Origin of the sequence: Pseudomonas sp., assembly GCF_033723075.1 — a bacterium.
Lineage (GTDB): Bacteria > Pseudomonadota > Gammaproteobacteria > Pseudomonadales > Pseudomonadaceae > Aquipseudomonas.
Genome location: NZ_JAWVXU010000006.1, coordinates 171,920 through 189,133, shown reverse-complemented (window position 1 = coordinate 189,133; position 17,214 = coordinate 171,920). Strand labels below are relative to the sequence as shown.

At 61.2% G+C, this 17,214-nt stretch carries 15 protein-coding genes and 1 pseudogene; 11 read left to right on the top strand and 5 right to left on the bottom strand.

What is annotated here, in order from left to right:
• Positions 1 to 80 precede the first annotated feature (80 nt).
• Both R3355_RS09675 and R3355_RS09670 read left to right on the top strand, forming a co-directional pair.
• Entirely contained in the window at positions 81 to 1,160 is a 1,080-nt protein-coding gene (locus R3355_RS09675) for a patatin-like phospholipase family protein (protein ID WP_318960999.1), read from the top strand.
• Positions 1,161 to 1,230: 70 nt separating this feature from the next.
• The gene (locus tag R3355_RS09670) at positions 1,231 to 2,067 is read left to right on the top strand and encodes a hypothetical protein (protein WP_318960998.1); all 837 of its coding nucleotides are present in this window, start codon (positions 1,231 to 1,233) and stop codon (positions 2,065 to 2,067) included.
• Between the two features lie 133 nt (positions 2,068 to 2,200).
• Here the strand turns inward: R3355_RS09670 and R3355_RS09665 are convergent, their stop codons facing one another.
• Positions 2,201 to 2,869 carry a hypothetical protein gene (locus tag R3355_RS09665; protein ID WP_318960997.1) on the bottom strand — a complete coding sequence of 223 codons (669 nt, stop codon included), beginning with the start codon at positions 2,867 to 2,869 and terminating at the stop codon, positions 2,201 to 2,203.
• Between the two features lie 595 nt (positions 2,870 to 3,464).
• On the opposite strand from R3355_RS09665, the gene R3355_RS09660 reads away from it, so the two are divergent.
• From R3355_RS09660 to R3355_RS09640, 5 genes and pseudogenes are all read left to right on the top strand, one after another.
• Positions 3,465 to 3,734, top strand: coding sequence for a hypothetical protein (locus R3355_RS09660; protein ID WP_318951165.1), 270 nt, complete (start codon positions 3,465 to 3,467; stop codon positions 3,732 to 3,734).
• A 158-nt stretch (positions 3,735 to 3,892) separates the two neighbouring features.
• Positions 3,893 to 4,888 (top strand): GlxA family transcriptional regulator, encoded by a 996-nt coding sequence (locus tag R3355_RS09655; protein ID WP_318960996.1) that lies wholly within the window; start codon positions 3,893 to 3,895, stop codon positions 4,886 to 4,888.
• A gap of 25 nt (positions 4,889 to 4,913) precedes the next feature.
• Positions 4,914 to 5,129 (top strand): annotated as a pseudogene (locus tag R3355_RS09650) (DUF1272 domain-containing protein); the annotation flags it as partial.
• A 6-nt stretch (positions 5,130 to 5,135) separates the two neighbouring features.
• Entirely contained in the window at positions 5,136 to 5,615 is a 480-nt protein-coding gene (locus R3355_RS09645) for a nuclear transport factor 2 family protein (protein ID WP_318961069.1), read from the top strand.
• Positions 5,616 to 5,731: 116 nt separating this feature from the next.
• Entirely contained in the window at positions 5,732 to 5,935 is a 204-nt protein-coding gene (locus R3355_RS09640) for a hypothetical protein (RefSeq protein ID WP_318960995.1), read from the top strand.
• On the opposite strand, the gene R3355_RS09635 is transcribed toward R3355_RS09640, so the two are convergent.
• From R3355_RS09635 to nfuA, 3 genes are all read right to left on the bottom strand, one after another.
• A complete protein-coding gene (locus R3355_RS09635) occupies positions 5,896 to 6,879 on the bottom strand; it encodes a sensor domain-containing diguanylate cyclase (RefSeq protein WP_318960994.1) in 984 nt (327 codons plus the stop codon). The two genes, R3355_RS09640 and R3355_RS09635, sit on opposite strands and share 40 nt — an antisense overlap.
• A gap of 1 nt (position 6,880) precedes the next feature.
• Positions 6,881 to 7,879 (bottom strand): response regulator, encoded by a 999-nt coding sequence (locus R3355_RS09630; protein ID WP_318960993.1) that lies wholly within the window; start codon positions 7,877 to 7,879, stop codon positions 6,881 to 6,883.
• Between the two features lie 197 nt (positions 7,880 to 8,076).
• Positions 8,077 to 8,661, bottom strand: a complete 585-nt coding sequence (gene nfuA, locus R3355_RS09625; RefSeq protein WP_318960992.1) for a Fe-S biogenesis protein NfuA — start codon at positions 8,659 to 8,661, stop codon at positions 8,077 to 8,079.
• 144 nt (positions 8,662 to 8,805) lie between these two features.
• On the opposite strand from nfuA, the gene R3355_RS09620 reads away from it, so the two are divergent.
• Positions 8,806 to 9,561: a DUF1223 domain-containing protein gene (locus R3355_RS09620; protein WP_318960991.1), complete on the top strand. Its 756-nt coding sequence runs from the start codon at positions 8,806 to 8,808 to the stop codon at positions 9,559 to 9,561.
• A 132-nt stretch (positions 9,562 to 9,693) separates the two neighbouring features.
• Here R3355_RS09620 and R3355_RS09615 read toward each other — a convergent pair whose 3' ends face one another.
• Positions 9,694 to 11,973 carry a fatty acid cis/trans isomerase gene (locus R3355_RS09615; RefSeq protein ID WP_318960990.1) on the bottom strand — a complete coding sequence of 760 codons (2,280 nt, stop codon included), beginning with the start codon at positions 11,971 to 11,973 and terminating at the stop codon, positions 9,694 to 9,696.
• Positions 11,974 to 12,162: 189 nt separating this feature from the next.
• Between R3355_RS09615 and metH the strand changes: the two genes are divergently transcribed.
• The 3 genes from metH to R3355_RS09600 all read left to right on the top strand — a co-directional run bounded on the left by metH (position 12,163) and on the right by R3355_RS09600 (position 17,124).
• On the top strand, positions 12,163 to 15,879 hold the full coding sequence (gene metH, locus R3355_RS09610) for a methionine synthase (RefSeq protein WP_318960989.1): 3,717 nt from the start codon (positions 12,163 to 12,165) through the stop codon (positions 15,877 to 15,879).
• A gap of 154 nt (positions 15,880 to 16,033) precedes the next feature.
• Complete coding sequence (gene pnuC / locus R3355_RS09605) at positions 16,034 to 16,600, top strand: nicotinamide riboside transporter PnuC (protein ID WP_318960988.1); 567 nt, start codon at positions 16,034 to 16,036, stop codon at positions 16,598 to 16,600.
• Positions 16,597 to 17,124: an AAA family ATPase gene (locus tag R3355_RS09600; RefSeq protein ID WP_318960987.1), complete on the top strand. Its 528-nt coding sequence runs from the start codon at positions 16,597 to 16,599 to the stop codon at positions 17,122 to 17,124. The genes pnuC and R3355_RS09600 overlap by 4 nt, the downstream gene beginning before the upstream one ends.
• The last annotated feature ends 90 nt before the right edge of the window (positions 17,125 to 17,214 follow it).

The following is a 17,214-nucleotide window of genomic DNA, read 5'->3' as shown; positions in this document are numbered from 1 at the left end:
CAGCATCATTCAGCGGATCAAGTGGCTTGGCCTGCCCATCCGGGGCTCTATAATCGCGATCTTGCGTGATGGAGGCGAACATGAGTGCGATTCGAATCAAGTATCCGGCCCTGACGATCAAGGCCGGCTCACGGGCCTTGACACGCATCCGCGAGCGCGGCTTGCAACCCGCCGACGTGGGCATTCTGCCCGGGGCTGCCGGTGGCCCCAAAGCCCTCGGTATCCAGGGCCTGGATCTGGTCTTGTTTGGCGACTGGTTGCCGCGGGCGCCACGTGAGCGCTCGCTGATCGGTGCTTCGATTGGCTCCTGGCGTTTCGCCAGTGCCTGTTTGCCGGATGCTGTCGCCGGTATTCGCCGCCTGGGCGAACTCTACAGCGCGCAGCGCTTTGCCAAGGGTGTGAGCATGGCCGAAGTCTCACGCAGTTGCCGGCAGATGCTCGACGACCTATTGGCCGGCCAGGACGCCCAAGTGCTGAGCAACCCGCACTACCGCTTGAATATCGTCGTGGTGAAGAGCCATGGCCTGCTCCAACATGATCACCGCGGCGTGCTGGGCCTGGGTCTGTCCTCGGTGATCGGCAGCAACCTGCTCGGGCGATCGCGACTGGCCCGGCACTTCGAGCGCTTGATCCTGCACGACGCACGCCTGGCCCCGCCGCTGGCTGAGTTGAATGACTTTCCTTCGTGCTACCTGGCGCTGGACAGCAGCAACCTGCGCCATGCCCTGCTCGCCTCCGGGTCGATCCCGATGATCATGCAAGGCGTGCGTGACATCCCCAGCGCAGGTCCGGGAACCTACCGGGACGGCGGCCTGCTCGATTACCACCTCGACCTGCCCTACAGCGGCAACGATATAGTGCTCTATCCGCACTTCACCGACAGAGTCATCCCCGGCTGGTTCGACAAAGGCATGCCCTGGCGCCGTGGCAATGCCGGACGCTTGCAGGATGTACTGCTGCTGGCCCCCTCGCGTGACTACCTGGCCCGTTTACCCCACGGCAAACTGCCGGATCGCAAGGACTTCAAGCGTTATCTGGATGATGACGCCGGCCGCGAACGCTATTGGCGCAAGGCCATGGACGAAAGCCAGCGACTGGGTGACGAGTTCCTCGAACTGGCGGACAGCGGCCGCTTGGCCGAGCGCATGCTGGCACTTTGACTCATCGATCGATTGCATCGGCAATCGCGGACGGTTAGGTTAACTCGCGCTCAACCACGGAAGGACGTTCATGAAACTTGCGGTCGCGATCATCCACGGCATCGGAACCCAACCCGACAGCCGCAATGACGAGGGCCAGCATGCCTTCGCCCAAGGCCTGATCGCTGGTCTGCGCCGACGCCTGGGCGTGCGAACCGCTGACGTGGCCTTCCAAAGTCTGTACTGGGCCAGCGTGCTGGACAAGCGTCAGCTGGCCTATCTCGAGCGTCTGCACGACCAGCCGATTCGCTGGCGCTGGATGCGCCGTCTGGTCACGCTGTTCCTCGGCGATGCCAGTGGCTACCGCAAGGTCAGCCAGGCTTACGACACCACCTACGAAGAAGTCCACCAGTGCCTGCGCAATGGTCTCAATGCCCTGCGCGCCAAGGTCGATGCAGACACACCGCTGGTGGTGCTGGCGCATTCGCTGGGCGGGCATATCTTCTCCAACTTCGTCTGGGACCAGCAGCGCATCAACAAGACCGCCAGTTGCCCACAAGACCCATTCCTCGCCCTGGAAACCCTGGCCGGGTTGGTTACCTTCGGCTGCAATATCCCTCTGTTCACTTTCGCCTACGACCCGGTGGTGCCGATACGCTTTCCCGGCCATTGCCTGAACGATCCGGTTCGCGAGCAAGCTCGCTGGCTCAACCTTTACGCGCCAGCTGACCTCTTGGGCTACCCACTACGTCCCCTACCGAGCTATGCAGATGTCGTCGCGGAAGACCGCGCCATGCCGGTCGGGCGCTGGTATCAGCGACATACACCGTTAAGCCACCTGGAGTATTGGGACGATAGGCACTTTCAGCGTTATATAGCGAGTTACCTGGAACAACTACTATCGGCCTGCGCGACCACCGCGCCTTGATTCGATCCAAATAAAGACGCCCCCGAATCCGTGACAGTCGCAGAATTACTGTCGGGATTCGGGGGCGCCTCGATTGCGCCGCGCTAGGATGGAGCGCGATTAACGGTCAGATTACCGATGCGATTTAAAGCTATTACCAAGCTGCCAGAGCCGGATTCCTCAGTGCATAGGCGTTAGCAGGAGTCCCCTCGCCTTGTTCACGGTTTTTCGCCCACTGTGTCAGCAGTGCCATGACCATGAAGCCGGCGGTGATCAACAGGGGATAAGCGGCCAGAATTTCGGTCAGCGAGTATTTCCAGGACAGCGGACGACCGACCCCCAACATGGCGGCATAGAACCAGGAGACGCCAGAGAGCGCGCCTGCAAAGAGTGCGAACATGCGCATGTTGAACTCTAGTTTGAGCAGTGACCCAGCCTTCTGCAGCGCAGGAAGCACCAGGCTGTGCAGCAGCATGCCATTAAAGGTCAATAACATGACGATGGTGATTTTAGCCTGCAACTTCGGGTTGAGCAGATAAGACAAGCCGTTGTCACCAATATCGACCCAGATAATCGCGAGACCGGTTATCCAGAGTATCACCAGCGCACCGGAGACAGTTTTCTGCAAACTTTCCATATGTTGAGCGTTTTGCAGGTGGCTCTGCTTGCCTTTAAATAATTCTTTAATCATTGCGACGTCGCTGGTTAATACCATGCCAATTGCAACGCAACAGGCGATCAGGTGCGCATAAACAATCCCTAAACGCATAAATTCCATGGTCGTTTTTTGATCAAAAAACGAAGTGATAATTGTAAAATCCATGGGTGCCTCTTTTTTTATTCAGGTGAATCAGACTATCTGCGTCATATGATTCATTTAGTTTTTACGTTTGCAGTGAAGAAATACTCCAGTGCAGTTTTCGGTTTCATATGCGAAACATCAAATGCATAACAGCCTGGCGAATGAACATCTCATCATCCGATTTCCTCTTTCAAAGGTAAAACTCCCCCCCACACATGATTCGCTCATGTTGAGAAAAGCTCCTGGATTGCTGAAAACGAGGGCAAAGCTCTCGCTCTCGTCTGGCTATTTTATGAGCAGAAAAACCCGATTATGTTCATTTTTTGATCGCTGAAGCCGACAAACGGCAGTGCTTTCATGGCCTAGAACGACGTCTGGCAACGCGTGGAGGCACCTGACAGCGCCGTGCTTGACGGTATTATCGAAGGTTCAAAGATTTTCTCGGCACAACCATGCAAAACAGCTCAGGGAAAGCGCGTATGACAGGCCGCACATTATTCACTTGCAAATGTGACTTTACGGTCGACTGCTGTCATCAACATGTATGACTGGCCGACGTAGCACCACGCGCCGCTGGCCCCTATGACTTTTGGGATTACTCGGAGAAACCGCCCCCATGAACGCCCCGCTGCGTTTTAACGAAGCACTGCTGATCGCCGATCGCGCCTTTCAACCTTTCCAGTGCGTCGCTTGGGCACCGCAAGACGGTACCGGCGAACTCAGCCTGACGGTCATCGACCGTACCAGCACCCGCCTACTGGGTCGCACCCAGTTGTCGAGCAGCATCTACAGCGACCCGATACAGCTGGCTAACGTGCTGAACAAGTCGCGCGCCGAATTGAGCCAGCAGGGTTACGACCTGGCTCCCTGGAGCATGCCGGAGTAATCCTCAGGCCGCTAAGGGCACTGTGAACCCAGGGTAGCGGTGCCCTCCCCTGATCTGATCTGGAACAGGTCGAACTGGCAATATCTGTGGGCTTATTGTCCTTGTTGCCATCCTTTCGCTGAGCGCAGACTGCATCCATTGCTCATCGAGACGCCCCCATGGATGCGCTGAAAACCATTGCCTGCCTGCTCTACCCGAATGTGATGAGCCTGGATGTGACCGGCCCGTTGCAGGTATTCGCCTCGGCCAATGTCGAGCGCCAACGTCAGGGCTTGCCGGCCTTCTATCGTCTTGTCGTGCTCGGCCAGCAGGTCGGCGCTGTCGCCACTTCGGCCGGGTTCCACCTGGTTGCCGAGCAGAGCTGGCACGAGGTCGACGTCGCACAGATCGACACCCTGCTGATTCCTGGTGGCCTGGGCGAACAGGCCCAATGCCAGAATCAGGAACTGTTGGCCTGGCTGCGTGCCGCCGAACCACAGGTGCGCCGCCTGGGCTCGGTCTGTTCCGGCGCACTGATCCTCGCCGCCGCCGGCCTGCTCGATGGCCGCCGTGCGACTACCCATTGGGCCGATGCGGACAACCTTCGCCAGGATTATCCAGGCGTCGAGGTACTCGCGGACTGCCTGCACACCTATGACCCGCAGGACCTGCACGGCAATGGTCATATCTTTACCTCGGCGGGTGTCACGGCGGGCATCGACCTGGCCCTGGCCCTGATCGAAGCCGACCTCGGACGTGTCACCGCGTTGGCGGTGGCGCGACGGCTGGTGATGTTCCTGCGCCGCCCGGGCGGGCAAGCCCAGTTCAGTTCCCTGCTCACTCCCGAGCCAAGCCGCGTGCCACGTCTGGCTGCCCTGCTCGAGTGGATCCCTGTGCACCTGGATGGCGACCTGTCGCTGGAGGTGCTGGCCGCTCAGGCACACATGACGCCACGCACGCTATCGCGGGTGTTCGTCCAGGAACTGGGCATGGGACCGGGGCGTTACGTCGAATGCATTCGTCTGGAAGCCGCGCGCAATCTGCTGCAGGACGCGCAAGCGTCGATCAGCACGGTGGCGCGCCTGACCGGCTTCGGCCACCCGGAAAACCTGCGCCGCACCTTCCACAAACACCTGGGTGTGAGTCCACAGGAATACGTCGAGCGCTTCGCCTGAGACTTAACCAAAGCAGGAGCCAAGCATGCTGCAACTGCGCCCCAACTGTGAATACTGCAACCGCGATCTGCCCGTGGACTCGTCTGAGGCGCTGATCTGTTCGTTCGAGTGCACCTTCTGCCGCGACTGTGCCGATCAGCGCCTGCACGGTAGTTGCCCGAACTGTGGCGGTGAACTGGTCAGACGACCAGTCCGTCCGGCAGCAAAATTCGAAGCGACCCGACCCGACTCACCAAGGAGAAACACCGTGACTACTGAAACCTCCGTTCGCCCACCCCTGCCGCCTTTCACACGGGAAAGCGCCATCGAGAAGGTCCGCCTGGCCGAGGACGGCTGGAACAGCCGCGACCCGGAGCGGGTATCGCTGGCCTATACCCTGGATACCAAATGGCGCAACCGTGCCGAGTTCGCCTTCAATCGGCAAGAAGCCAAGGGTTTCCTCACCCGAAAATGGGCCAAGGAACTCGACTACCGCTTGATCAAGGAACTGTGGGCGTTCACCGACAACCGCATCGCCGTGCGTTACGCCTACGAGTGGCATGACGACTCGGGGAACTGGTTTCGTTCCTACGGTAACGAGAACTGGGAATTCGATGATAACGGGCTGATGGCCAACCGCTTTGCCTGCATCAACGACATGCCGATCAAGGAATCCGAACGCAAGTTCCACTGGCCCCTGGGCCGTCGCCCCGATGACCACCCGGGCCTTTCGGAACTGGGCCTCTGAACGGTTCCAGCGGCGCATTGAACACGGATGTTCAGCCTGCTGAGGTGGCGCCGGGCCAATCAAGCACCAGTGCGCTGCGGAATGCCACGCGCTCTACCATCGTTTATCGCGTCGCCATGGTCCTGGCGATTGTCGCCGTCGCCAATGCCGGCGACCTGTTGTCGATCAGCCTGCCGCTCGGCGCCTTGGTGCTGGTTCTGCTGGCACGGCTGTACAACATCGCCAGCCATAGCGGCCGCCCCACAAATACCGATAAAGGCAGCAGCGCTGGGCGTTTTCTTCAGGCCTGCGGCGGCAGCGCTATCTGGTTGCTGCGGTAAACCTTGACCTGGTTGCGACCACCCTCCTTGGATGCATAAAGGGCCTGGTCAGCCCGCTCGATCAACTGTTGATATCCCTCAGTTGGGTCGCTCAGATCCGCCACCCCCAGGCTGATGGTGAACGGAATACCCTGCCCCTCATAGGTGACCTGCAGGGATTCGATGCGCCGACGCAGGCGTTCGGCAAACAGCATGGCACCGGCGCTGTCGACATCCGGCAGCAGGACCACGAACTCCTCGCCGCCATAGCGCCCGGCATAATCGGTATCGCGCACCTGCTCGCGCATCACCTCGGCGACGGCCTGAATCACCTTGTCCCCGGCCGGGTGACCATAGGTGTCGTTGACCTTCTTGAAATGATCGATATCGAACATCACCAGCGCGGCCTTGCTCTGATAGCGCCGGTGCCGGGCATATTCGTGCTGCAGGCACTCTTCCCAATAGCCGCGGTTGTTCAGGCCGGTCAAGCGATCGGTACGCGATAGTTGTTGCAACTGCAGGTTCGCCGCCTGCAATTGCTGCTTGTTAGTCGCCACACTGGTCACGTCGTAAATGATCAGGCAGACATGCTCGATACTGGTATTGGTGGCCTGTAGCGGCAGAATGGTAGTGTTCTGAAACATGAACTCTTCCTGCCCGGTGATCGGCTGGTAGTTCTTGAACTTCACCAGGTAGGGACGCTGTTCCCAGATGGTGAAAGCCGGCGTGCCCAGCGTCACTACCCCTTCGACCTTGTGGCGGAACCAGTTCTCCTCGATTTCGGGAAACAGGCTGAACAATGACTGCTGGTGAACTTCATGGGGCTGCAGGCCCGAGCGGTTCTCCATGAAGGTATTCCAGACCTGTATGCGGTATTCGCGATCCAGCACCACGACGCCGACATCGATGCTCTGCACCACGGCCAGTAGCCAGTGGAACTCGTTGAGATCCGGGTTTTCGTTCATATCAGTTCATCAGGTAAGCAAGCTTGTTGGAGAGCAACGGCACCGAGTCTTCAGTGAACAGCAGAAGCAGGTCGAAATGGATATGGTGACCTTCGATGCTGTAGCTGATTTCCACCGCCAGGGTGGTTTTCCAGCGCGGCCGGTTGAGCCTGATCAGCTCCTCGATGGAGGCATGCTCGCCCAGCACTATGGGATGGCTCTGGGAAAACTGCACATCGATCTGGCCGGCAATGCCGTTCAGGCAGGCGCCAATCAAGAGGGTGGACAAATCCAGGAGCATTTCGATGTCGGAATAGTCGGAGGAAAAACCACTCATCAACCGGGCCATGTCGCCCACTTCCGAGTCGTGGAAGATCAGCAGCGCCTCACCGGCGATGCCACTGCCGATAAACCCCTGGCATACGGCGGTAAGCCCGTCACCACGCTGGGCATCGGCCAGGGCCATGTGCAATTCGCCGACCTCGAACAGGCTGACATTAGGCACCGGTAATTGCACGAACACGCCCAGCAGCCTGGCCAGCAAGGCCGCCGCACGGCCCATGGCGACGTTGACCACCTCACGGAAGGCGTCGAAAAAGTTGATGGCGGACTCATCGTCGACCGCGCGCAAGCTCAACTCTCTCGCGCTACCAGCGAGCAACCCCAGGCGCTCGAGGTTTTGTCGCAGCAGGTCCGGATCGGCCGGTTTCTGCACGAAGGCCAGCGCCCCAAGCGCCATGACCCGCTGCAATGCCTGCTCCTGAACATCGCCAGACACCACTATGACCTTGCAGGACAGACCTTCGGCCTGCAGGGCAGTCAGCACCTGATAGCCATCCATCTCGGGCATGGTCAGGTCGAGCAGCATCACATCGGTCTGCCCCCGCCGCAGAATCGCCATGGCCTCGATGCCGTTGGCTGCCTGCTCGATGGCGACCGGCCAGTCGGCAGGCAGCGCACGCAGCAATTGCTTGCGCGCCATGCTGGAGTCGTCACAAATAAGCAGTGTACTGGCGGTCATGCGCATCACTTTTTATTGTTGTCTGCCGGCCGGGATCCCGGCAGATCAGCTGTATCCAGTATCGATAGGCAAGTTTGCCGGTGCTTCATCTTAGCGGTAGACAGCAGTTTTACGGCAAAACACCAGTCAATGGTAAAGATACAAACAAAAAAGGTGGCCATTGGGCCACCTTTTGCAGAACTGACTGAACAGACGCCTCAGTAGTAGGCGTTTTCCTTGTTGCTGTGGTCGGTCACGTCGCGCACACCCTTGAGTTCCGGGATGCGCTCAAGCAGGGTTTTCTCGATGCCTTCCTTGAGGGTCAGGTCGACTTGGCCGCAGCCCTGGCAGCCACCGCCAAACTTCAATACCGCGATGCCGTCTTCGACCACATCGATCAGGCTCACTTCACCGCCGTGGCTGGCCAGCCCCGGATTGATCTCGGTTTGCAGGTAATAGCTGATGCGCTCGTTGAGCGGGCTGTCTTCATTGACCATCGGCACCTTGGCATTCGGCGCCTTGATGGTCAGCTGGCCGCCCATGCGGTCGGTCGCGTAGTCGACCACGGCATCTTCCAGGAAGGGTTCGCTGACCGCATCGATCCAGGCAGTGAAGCTGGCCAGGGCAATTGCGGTGTCATCCGGCTTCTCCTCGCCCGGCTTGCAGTAGGCGATGCAGGTTTCGGCGTACTGGCTGCCCGGCTGGGTGATGAAGACACGGATGCCGATGCCCGTGGTGTTCTGCTTGCTCAGCAGGTCAGCCAGATAATCGTGGGCAGCGTCGGTAATGATAATGGTGCTCATGGCAACTCCTCGCAAACATGAACGCAGTGTACGCCAACCTCCGGCCTCCGATAAAGCCCGAGCGTTTAACTCGGAGAAAGACAGATGTAACAAGAGGCGCACCTGCGAGTCCACACTGCATAGCCATCGCCGGAACCGCCTGATATGAAGCGCCTACTGCCAGCCCTATGCGCCGCGTTGCTGATCGCAAGTCCGCTCGCCCAGGCCGAGCGAGGTCTGACTATCCGCAGCGGGGAAATGGCCACCCCGGTGCTGGAACTGTTCACCTCGCAAGGCTGCAGTTCGTGCCCGCCCGCCGAACGCTGGCTGTCCGCGCTCAGCGAGCATCCGCAGCTCTGGCGCGGCTTTATTCCGCTTGCCTTCCATGTCGACTACTGGGACCGGCTGGGCTGGCCCGATCCCTTTGCCAATCCGGGTTACAGCGCACGTCAGCGGGCTTACGCGCGCAGCGGTGCCAGCCGTGCGGTGTATACCCCCGGCTTCATCCTGGCCGGGCGAGAGTGGCGTGGCTGGTTCCGCGGCGAAGCACTGAAGCTGCCGAGCAGCGCGCCCGTCGGGACGCTGACCCTGCACCTGGACGGCGACAGGCTGCGCCTGTCCTTCAGCGAGAGTCAGCCGGCACCTGCGGGGCTGGTCGCCCATGTCGCGCGACTCGGCTTTGGGCTGCGCAGTGCCGTGACCCGCGGTGAGAATGCCGGGCGTACCCTCGAACACGACTTCGTGGTGCTGACCCTGCAGCAAATCGATGCCAGTGCGCCCCACCGCTGGCAAGCGCGCCTGCCAGCCGACCCGCGCGGTGAGCGCCAGGCCCTGGTCGCCTGGCTGAGCACGCCAGGTCAGCCCGCACCCTATCAGGCCGTCGGCACCTGGCTGCCTGACGCAAGCACAAGCGGTTTATAGCGGCATGGACCGGCGGTGCTCCTGCGCTACCGAGGTAGCCTTTCACTCTGCGCCTGCCCACTCGCCTCAGAAGGTGCGGCCGCAGTAGACGAGCGTCATTTCACAAGCTCTCAGTACCCAGACCGCCAGCTTTTACAGATTCTCATAGCGGTTCATATCCAGCACGCCGGCCTCGACCGGTTCGGTTTCGCGGATATACGCCGACAGGTCATGGAAATAGCGCCAGAACTCGGGATGGCTGCGACGAATGCCCCAGCGCTCGACCAGCTTGTCGAAGGCCCGGGCATCACGCGCCGATTCCAGGCTGCGCACGAACTCCGGAACCTCCTGCGCCGCGAGGCTGAACATGAAGTTCGGGTAACTGGTCAGCACCCCCGGGTACACGCTCAGGGTATCCAGCGCCGGCTGATAACGCAGCTCCTCGCCATACATGAAGGCCACGTTGCTGTGCGCGCGGTTGCGCAGCAGGCTATAGACCTCGCGCTTGCCATCGGCCAGTTCGACGCGCAACAGGGTCGCTTCCGGCAGCTGGTGAATGACCTTGAGTCCGCCGGCCGGCTTGCCGGTCAGGCGACTCAGCGCCTGCTCGGCCGCTTGCAGCTCGGCCGGCAGCCCGGCGCGATGGCAGTGCACGCCACTGCAGCGGTTGATCGGGTCGGGCCGCGCGTTGAGGCTGCCATAGCGGCTCAAGAGCGCCTCGGCAAAGCCACGCTTGGGCTCTTTTGCAGGCAACTGCAGGGCAGTCCGAGTCTCGGTATCGATGCGCTGGTAGTCCAGCCACAGCTTCAGCTGGCCACTGTACTGATACCAGTCATTGAGGATCGTCTGGCGAGCGTCAGCCGGCATCAAGCGCAGGAAGTTCTGCTCGGCGCCGTTACGGATCAGATCGAAATACAAGCGCGTCTGCGCCTGATGCGACAGGTTGCCGAACACATCGAAGTTGACCACCAACTGGTAATAGGCGCGCTCCAGCAGCGGATAGTCCATCCACCAGAGGGTCTGCGGGATCTCGCCGATCAGGCCCTTGCGCACCGAGGCGCTGTCGTGCTGGCGGAAGATACTCAGCAGCGCATTGTCGTTGCCGGCCCAGATATGCGCCCAGCTGGGTGCCGGGGCAGCGGCGTAGCTGCGCATGCGCAAGGCCTCGTACTCATTGCGCCGGTTGCGATAAGTCCGCCACAGACTGAGCAGATTGCCGATATCGTCGAACTGACCGGGCATGGCCAGCAGCGGTGTCGCCTCGGCGCGGTAGTTGGCATCGACCATATACAGATCGTGCCGCGGGTCCTGGAACACCACCCAGAAGTTGTCACGGATCACGTCAGTGGCAATCTGGCCTCGGCATACAGGGCCACGGATAAAGGTGCGCACGAAGTATTCGGCGTTATCCAGCATGAACTGGTAGCGCGCCTGAGGCGGAATCGCCGCGAAGGTCTCGAATGGATTGGCGCGGCGCTGGGCGCCATAGCCGGGCAGCGCCTCCACCTGCCAATCATCGGCAAAGAACAGCTGTTTGACGCGCGCCAGCTTGTTCGCGCTGAGCGGATAGGTCATGTGAGTCTTGTGCACGATCACGCCCTGAACCGGCGTCAGACGATAATAGAATGTGCCACCCGGATCTTCATTGGGTCGACGCGTAGCAATAGGGTCGACCGGCTGTCCAGTTGGGGTGCGCGAACGCAGCAGCTGGAAAAAATGCCCGGACTCGCCACCACTGAAATACAGGTGCGCGAGAAACAGGTGCTCGTACAGCCAGCGCGAGACCAGGCTCTCACGCGCACCCGGCGCATTGAGAAAGCGCTCCCAGGCCTCGACCTGCGCCGCCTCGGCCTTACTCGCCTCGAGTGCGTGCCGATCGACGGGCGCGCCCTGCTCCAGCCAGCGCTGCAGGGTCTGATAATCCACCTCGCTCAGACCGGCAACCGCGAAGGGCATGCCGGCCTGTGGGTTGTCCTTGGCGAAGTCAGTGAACTGATCTGGCCGCGGACACTGATTGTCGCGTCTGATGCCGATATCCAGCCCGGCCGGCAACTTGGCATTGGCCTTGATCGTTTTGCTGTGGCCCAGCTCGATCATGCGGGTCAGCAACGCCGCCTGGCTGCCCTGCTGTTCCAGCACCGAAAAGAAATCCTTGCGCCGCCAGGCCGCGCTGCCATGCGCATCGAGAAACAGCCGCGTGGTGTTCTGCGCCTTGAGGCGCTTGCCGTCGTATACCGGCAGCGTGTTCGCCCCCCGCTCGACGCCCTCGGCGCTGCCCAGATTGAGCTGGCAAGGCGCGTCGTAGCAGGCATGGCAGGCCACGCAATACTGGGTAAAAATCGGTTGAATATCGCGACTGTAGGAAATCGGCTCTGCCGCCACCAGCGCACTGACAAACAACAAGCAAGCGCCGAGCATTGCGCGATAAGGCATGTACCTATTCCTTGGGTAACCGTAATTAGCAGGCCGTTGAAACTAGTGAGTTCGACTCTCGCGCAGCGCACATAGCTCAGTGCGCAACATGAGCGCAATTCATGCAAAAGACCGAGGCACTGCAAAAGCGTGCAGCTTTGTTATCATTGCGCATCCCATTGTGTCAGCTTTGCTCAGGTAGATCCTCCCATGTCCCTGTCCGATCGTAGTGCCCGCCTCCACGCCCTTCAGCAAGCCTTGAAGGAGCGCATCCTGATCCTCGACGGCGGCATGGGCACCATGATCCAGAGCTACAAACTGGAGGAAGAGGACTACCGCGGTACGCGCTTCGCCGACTGGCCCAGCGATGTGAAGGGCAATAACGACCTGCTGATCCTCAGCCGTCCGGATGTAATCGGCGCCATCGAGAAGGCCTACCTGGATGCTGGCGCCGACATTCTCGAAACCAACACCTTCAACTCCACCCAGGTATCCCAGGCCGACTATGGCATGGAAGCGCTGGTCTATGAACTGAACGTCGAAGGCGCACGCCTGGCGCGTCGGGTGGCCGATGCCAAGACCCTGGAAACACCGGACAAACCGCGTTTCGTCGCCGGCGTCCTCGGCCCGACCAGTCGCACCTGCTCGCTGTCGCCGGACGTCAACAACCCCGGCTACCGCAACGTCACCTTCGACGAGCTGGTGGAGAACTACAGCGAAGCGACCCGCGGCCTGATCGAAGGCGGCGCGGACCTGATCCTGATCGAGACCATTTTCGACACCCTCAACGCCAAGGCGGCGATCTTCGCCGTGCAGCAGGTGTTCGAGGACGATGGCGTTACGCTTCCGATCATGATCTCCGGCACCATCACCGACGCCTCCGGCCGCACCCTGTCCGGGCAGACCACCGAAGCGTTCTGGAACTCGGTGCGCCATGCCAAGCCGATTTCCGTGGGCCTGAACTGCGCCCTCGGCGCCAAGGACTTGCGCCCCTACCTGGAAGAGCTGGCAAACAAGGCCGAAACATTCGTCTCCGCCCACCCCAACGCCGGCCTGCCGAATGCCTTCGGCGAATACGACGAAACCCCGGCAGAAACCGCGGCGGTGATCGAGGAGTTCGCCCAGAGCGGCTTCCTCAATATCGTCGGCGGCTGCTGCGGCACCACCCCGGCGCATATCCAGGCGATTGCCGAGGCGGTGAGCAAGTATCCGCCGCGGGCCATTCCGGAGATCCCCAAGGCCTGCCGCCTGTCGGGCCTGGAGCCCTTCACCATCGACCGCAACTCGCTGTTCATCAACGTCGGCGAGCGCACCAATATCACCGGTAGCGCCAAGTTCGCCCGACTGATCCGCGACGACAACTACACCGAAGCCCTGGAAGTCGCCCTGCAGCAGGTCGAAGCCGGCGCCCAGGTGATCGACATCAACATGGACGAGGGCATGCTCGATTCGCAGAAGGCGATGGTCACCTTCTTGAATCTGATCGCCGGCGAGCCGGACATCTCCCGCGTGCCGATCATGATCGACTCCTCCAAGTGGGAGGTGATCGAAGCCGGCCTGAAATGCATCCAGGGCAAGGGCATCGTCAACTCGATCTCGATGAAGGAAGGCGTCGAGCAGTTCAAGCATCACGCCAAACTGTGCAAGCGCTACGGCGCGGCCGTGGTGGTGATGGCCTTCGACGAAGACGGCCAGGCCGACACCGCCGCGCGCAAGCGCGAGATCTGCAAGCGCAGCTACGACATCCTGGTCGATGAAGTCGGCTTCCCGCCGGAAGACATCATCTTCGACCCGAACATCTTCGCCATCGCCACCGGCATCGAGGAACACAACAACTACGCGGTGGACTTCATCGAGGCCTGCGCCTACATCCGCGACCACCTGCCCCATGCCCTGACCTCGGGCGGCGTGTCTAACGTCTCGTTCTCGTTCCGCGGCAACAACCCGGTGCGCGAAGCGATTCACTCGGTGTTCCTCTACTACGCGATCCAGAACGGCCTGACCATGGGCATCGTCAACGCCGGCCAGCTGGAAATCTACGACCAGATTCCCAAGCAGCTGCGCGATGTGGTGGAAGACGTGGTGCTCAACCGCACGCCGAACGGCACCGAGGCCTTGCTGGCGATCGCCGACAACTACAAGGGCGATGGCAGCGTCAAGGAAGTCGAGACCGAGGAGTGGCGCACCTGGCCCGTCAACAAGCGCCTCGAGCACGCGCTGGTCAAGGGCATCACCACCCACATCGTCGAAGACACCGAGGAGTCGCGGCAAGGCTTCAGCCGCCCGATCGAGGTGATCGAAGGCCCGCTGATGTCGGGCATGAACATCGTCGGCGACCTGTTCGGCTCGGGCAAGATGTTCCTGCCCCAGGTGGTGAAATCCGCGCGGGTGATGAAGCAGGCGGTGGCCCACCTGATTCCCTTTATCGAGCTGGAAAAAGGCGACAAGCCGGAAGCCAAGGGCAAGATCCTCATGGCCACGGTCAAGGGTGACGTGCACGACATCGGCAAGAACATCGTCGGCGTGGTCCTGGGCTGCAACGGCTACGACATCGTCGACCTGGGCGTGATGGTGCCGGCGGAGAAGATCCTGCAGACCGCAATCGCTGAGAAGTGCGACATCATCGGCCTGTCCGGGCTGATCACGCCGTCGCTCGACGAGATGGTCCATGTCGCCCGCGAGATGCAGCGCCAGGGCTTCAACCTGCCGCTGATGATCGGCGGTGCCACCACCTCCAAAGCCCACACCGCGGTGAAGATCGAGCCCAAGTACCAGAACGACGCGGTGATCTACGTCACCGACGCCTCGCGCGCGGTCGGCGTGGCCACCCAGTTGCTGTCCAAGGAGCTGAAGGCCGATTTCGTCGAGCGCACCCGCCTCGATTACATCCAGGTGCGCGAACGCACCGCCAACCGCAGCGCGCGCACCGAACGGTTGAGCTACGCCAAGTCGATCGAGAACAAACCGCAATTCGACTGGGCGACTTATCAGCCCAGCGTGCCGAGCTTTACCGGGGTCAAGGTGCTGGAGGACATCGACCTGTCCGTCCTGGCCGAATACATCGACTGGACACCGTTCTTTATCGCCTGGGACCTGGCCGGCAAGTACCCGCGCATCCTCGGTGACGAAGTGGTCGGTGAAGCCGCCACTGCGCTGTTCGAAGACGCCCAGGCGATGCTGAAGAAGCTGATCGACGAGAAGCTGATCCGCGCCCGCGCCGTATTCGGCTTCTGGCCGGCCAACCAGGTGCAGGACGACGACCTGGAACTCTACGGCGATGACGGCCAACCGCTGGCCAAACTGCACCACCTGCGCCAGCAAACGATCAAGCCCGACGGCAAGCCGAACTTCTCCCTGGCCGACTTCGTCGCCCCCAAGGACAGCGGCATCACCGATTATGTCGGCGGTTTTATCACCACCGCCGGCATCGGCGCCGAGGAAGTGGCCAAGGCCTATCAGGAGGCCGGCGACGACTACAACTCGATCATGGTCAAGGCCCTGGCCGACCGCCTGGCCGAAGCCTGCGCCGAATGGCTGCACCAGCAGGTGCGCAAGACCTGGTGGGGCTACGAGCCGGACGAACAGCTCTCCAACGACGAGCTGATCAAGGAAGCCTACAAGGGCATCCGCCCCGCCCCCGGCTACCCCGCCTGCCCGGATCACACCGAGAAAGGCACCCTGTTCGACCTGCTCGATCCGGCCGCCAAGGAAGGCCAGGCCGGCCGCAGCGGCGTGTTCCTCACCGATCACTACGCCATGTTCCCCGCCGCCTCGGTCAGCGGCTGGTACTTCGCCCACCCGCAGGCGCAGTACTTCGCCGTCGGCAAGATCGACAAGGATCAGGTGGAAAGCTACACGGCGCGCAAGAACCAGGCCCTGAATGTCAGCGAACGCTGGCTGGCGCCCAACCTCGGCTACGACAACTAGCCCATAACCAGGCCCGCCAATGCGGGCCTGGTTGTTTCCGGCCAGGCCAGGCCAAACCATGACCAGGCCAAGCCAAGCCAAGCCAAGCCATGGATCGGGGTAATCGCTACAATCGCCACCTCGCGTATTTCGATATCCCTCGTGCTGGAGTCTTATGTCGACCCTGGAATTAATTGCATCGGTTATTGGCGTTGTGGCTGTCTGGCTGACGGTAAAGCAAAACCCGTGGTGCTGGCCCATCGGCCTGGTCATGGTGGTCATGTATGGCTGGATTTTTTACAACGCAGCGCTGTATTCGAACATGCTGCTGCAGGGCGTTTATGCCGCCCTGCAACTCTATGGCTGGTGGCAGTGGACGCGTGGCGGCGATGGCCAGGCGGGCGTACGCGTCAATCGGCTGAACCAGCACGGTGTGCTGTTGAGCCTGGCTGCCGGGGCTATAGGCGCATTGCTGCTGGGTTACCTGATGGTGGCATTCACCGATGCCGCCGCGCCCTGGCAGGATGCAACGCTCAGCGCTTTCAGCCTGGTTGCGCAAGTCTGGATGGCGCAGAAACGCGTGGAGTGCTGGCCGCTGTGGGTCATCCTCGACGTGCTGTTCGTGGCGCTGTTCCTGCAGCACGGCCTGTACCTGACCGCAGGGCTGTATGCGCTGTTCACCGTGCTGGCGCTCAATGGCTGGCTGACCTGGCGCCGTGACCGCGCCTTGGCCCTGGCATGAAGGTGCTGGTCTTGACCGGGCCGGAGTCCAGCGGCAAAAGCTGGCTGGCTGGCAAACTCCACAGCGAGTTTGGCGGTGTCGTGGTCGGTGAGTACGTTCGCTACTTCATCGAGCAGACCCAGCGCGACACCTGTTATGCGGATATCGAGCAGATCGCGCGCGGCCAACTGCAATGGGAAGACCAGGCCCGCGCCACCCGACCGGAGTTGCTGATACTCGACACCCACCTGCTCAGCAATATGCTCTGGAGCCAGGAACTGTTTGCCGACTGCCCCGCCTGGATGGAACAGGCGCTGCTTGAGCGCGAATACCATCTGCACCTGCTGCTCAGCCCAGACCAGGTGCCGTGGATGGATGATGGCCAGCGCTGTCAGCCAGAGCTGACTCAACGGCAACAGTTCCATCTGCGCTGTGAACGCTGGTTGCGCCTGCATCGGCAGCCTTTGCAGTGCATCCAGGGCGACTGGCAGCAGCGCCAGACCCAGGCCTTGCAGGTGGTGCGGCAGTGGCTTGAGTCAAGCTGAGGCAACACGGGGCCAAGCCAGCGCAGGCACACGACAGTGCTGGCTGGCAGCCAACTGTTGGGAATGGCGGCGAAGCTATCGGTGGAAAAG

Excerpts from the sequence above, each read along its gene's own strand:
- R3355_RS09675 (WP_318960999.1), top strand. The coding sequence starts at position 81 with ATGAGTGCGATTCGAATCAAGTATCCGGCCCTGACGATCAAGGCCGGC.
- R3355_RS09670 (WP_318960998.1), top strand. The coding sequence starts at position 1,231 with ATGAAACTTGCGGTCGCGATCATCCACGGCATCGGAACCCAACCCGAC.
- R3355_RS09665 (WP_318960997.1), bottom strand. The coding sequence starts at position 2,869 with ATGGATTTTACAATTATCACTTCGTTTTTTGATCAAAAAACGACCATG.
- R3355_RS09660 (WP_318951165.1), top strand. The coding sequence starts at position 3,465 with ATGAACGCCCCGCTGCGTTTTAACGAAGCACTGCTGATCGCCGATCGC.
- R3355_RS09655 (WP_318960996.1), top strand. The coding sequence starts at position 3,893 with ATGGATGCGCTGAAAACCATTGCCTGCCTGCTCTACCCGAATGTGATG.
- R3355_RS09640 (WP_318960995.1), top strand. The coding sequence starts at position 5,732 with ATGGTCCTGGCGATTGTCGCCGTCGCCAATGCCGGCGACCTGTTGTCG.
- R3355_RS09635 (WP_318960994.1), bottom strand. The coding sequence starts at position 6,879 with ATGAACGAAAACCCGGATCTCAACGAGTTCCACTGGCTACTGGCCGTG.
- R3355_RS09630 (WP_318960993.1), bottom strand. The coding sequence starts at position 7,879 with ATGACCGCCAGTACACTGCTTATTTGTGACGACTCCAGCATGGCGCGC.
- nfuA (WP_318960992.1), bottom strand. The coding sequence starts at position 8,661 with ATGAGCACCATTATCATTACCGACGCTGCCCACGATTATCTGGCTGAC.
- R3355_RS09620 (WP_318960991.1), top strand. The coding sequence starts at position 8,806 with ATGAAGCGCCTACTGCCAGCCCTATGCGCCGCGTTGCTGATCGCAAGT.
- R3355_RS09615 (WP_318960990.1), bottom strand. The coding sequence starts at position 11,973 with ATGCCTTATCGCGCAATGCTCGGCGCTTGCTTGTTGTTTGTCAGTGCG.
- metH (WP_318960989.1), top strand. The coding sequence starts at position 12,163 with ATGTCCCTGTCCGATCGTAGTGCCCGCCTCCACGCCCTTCAGCAAGCC.
- pnuC (WP_318960988.1), top strand. The coding sequence starts at position 16,034 with ATGTCGACCCTGGAATTAATTGCATCGGTTATTGGCGTTGTGGCTGTC.
- R3355_RS09600 (WP_318960987.1), top strand. The coding sequence starts at position 16,597 with ATGAAGGTGCTGGTCTTGACCGGGCCGGAGTCCAGCGGCAAAAGCTGG.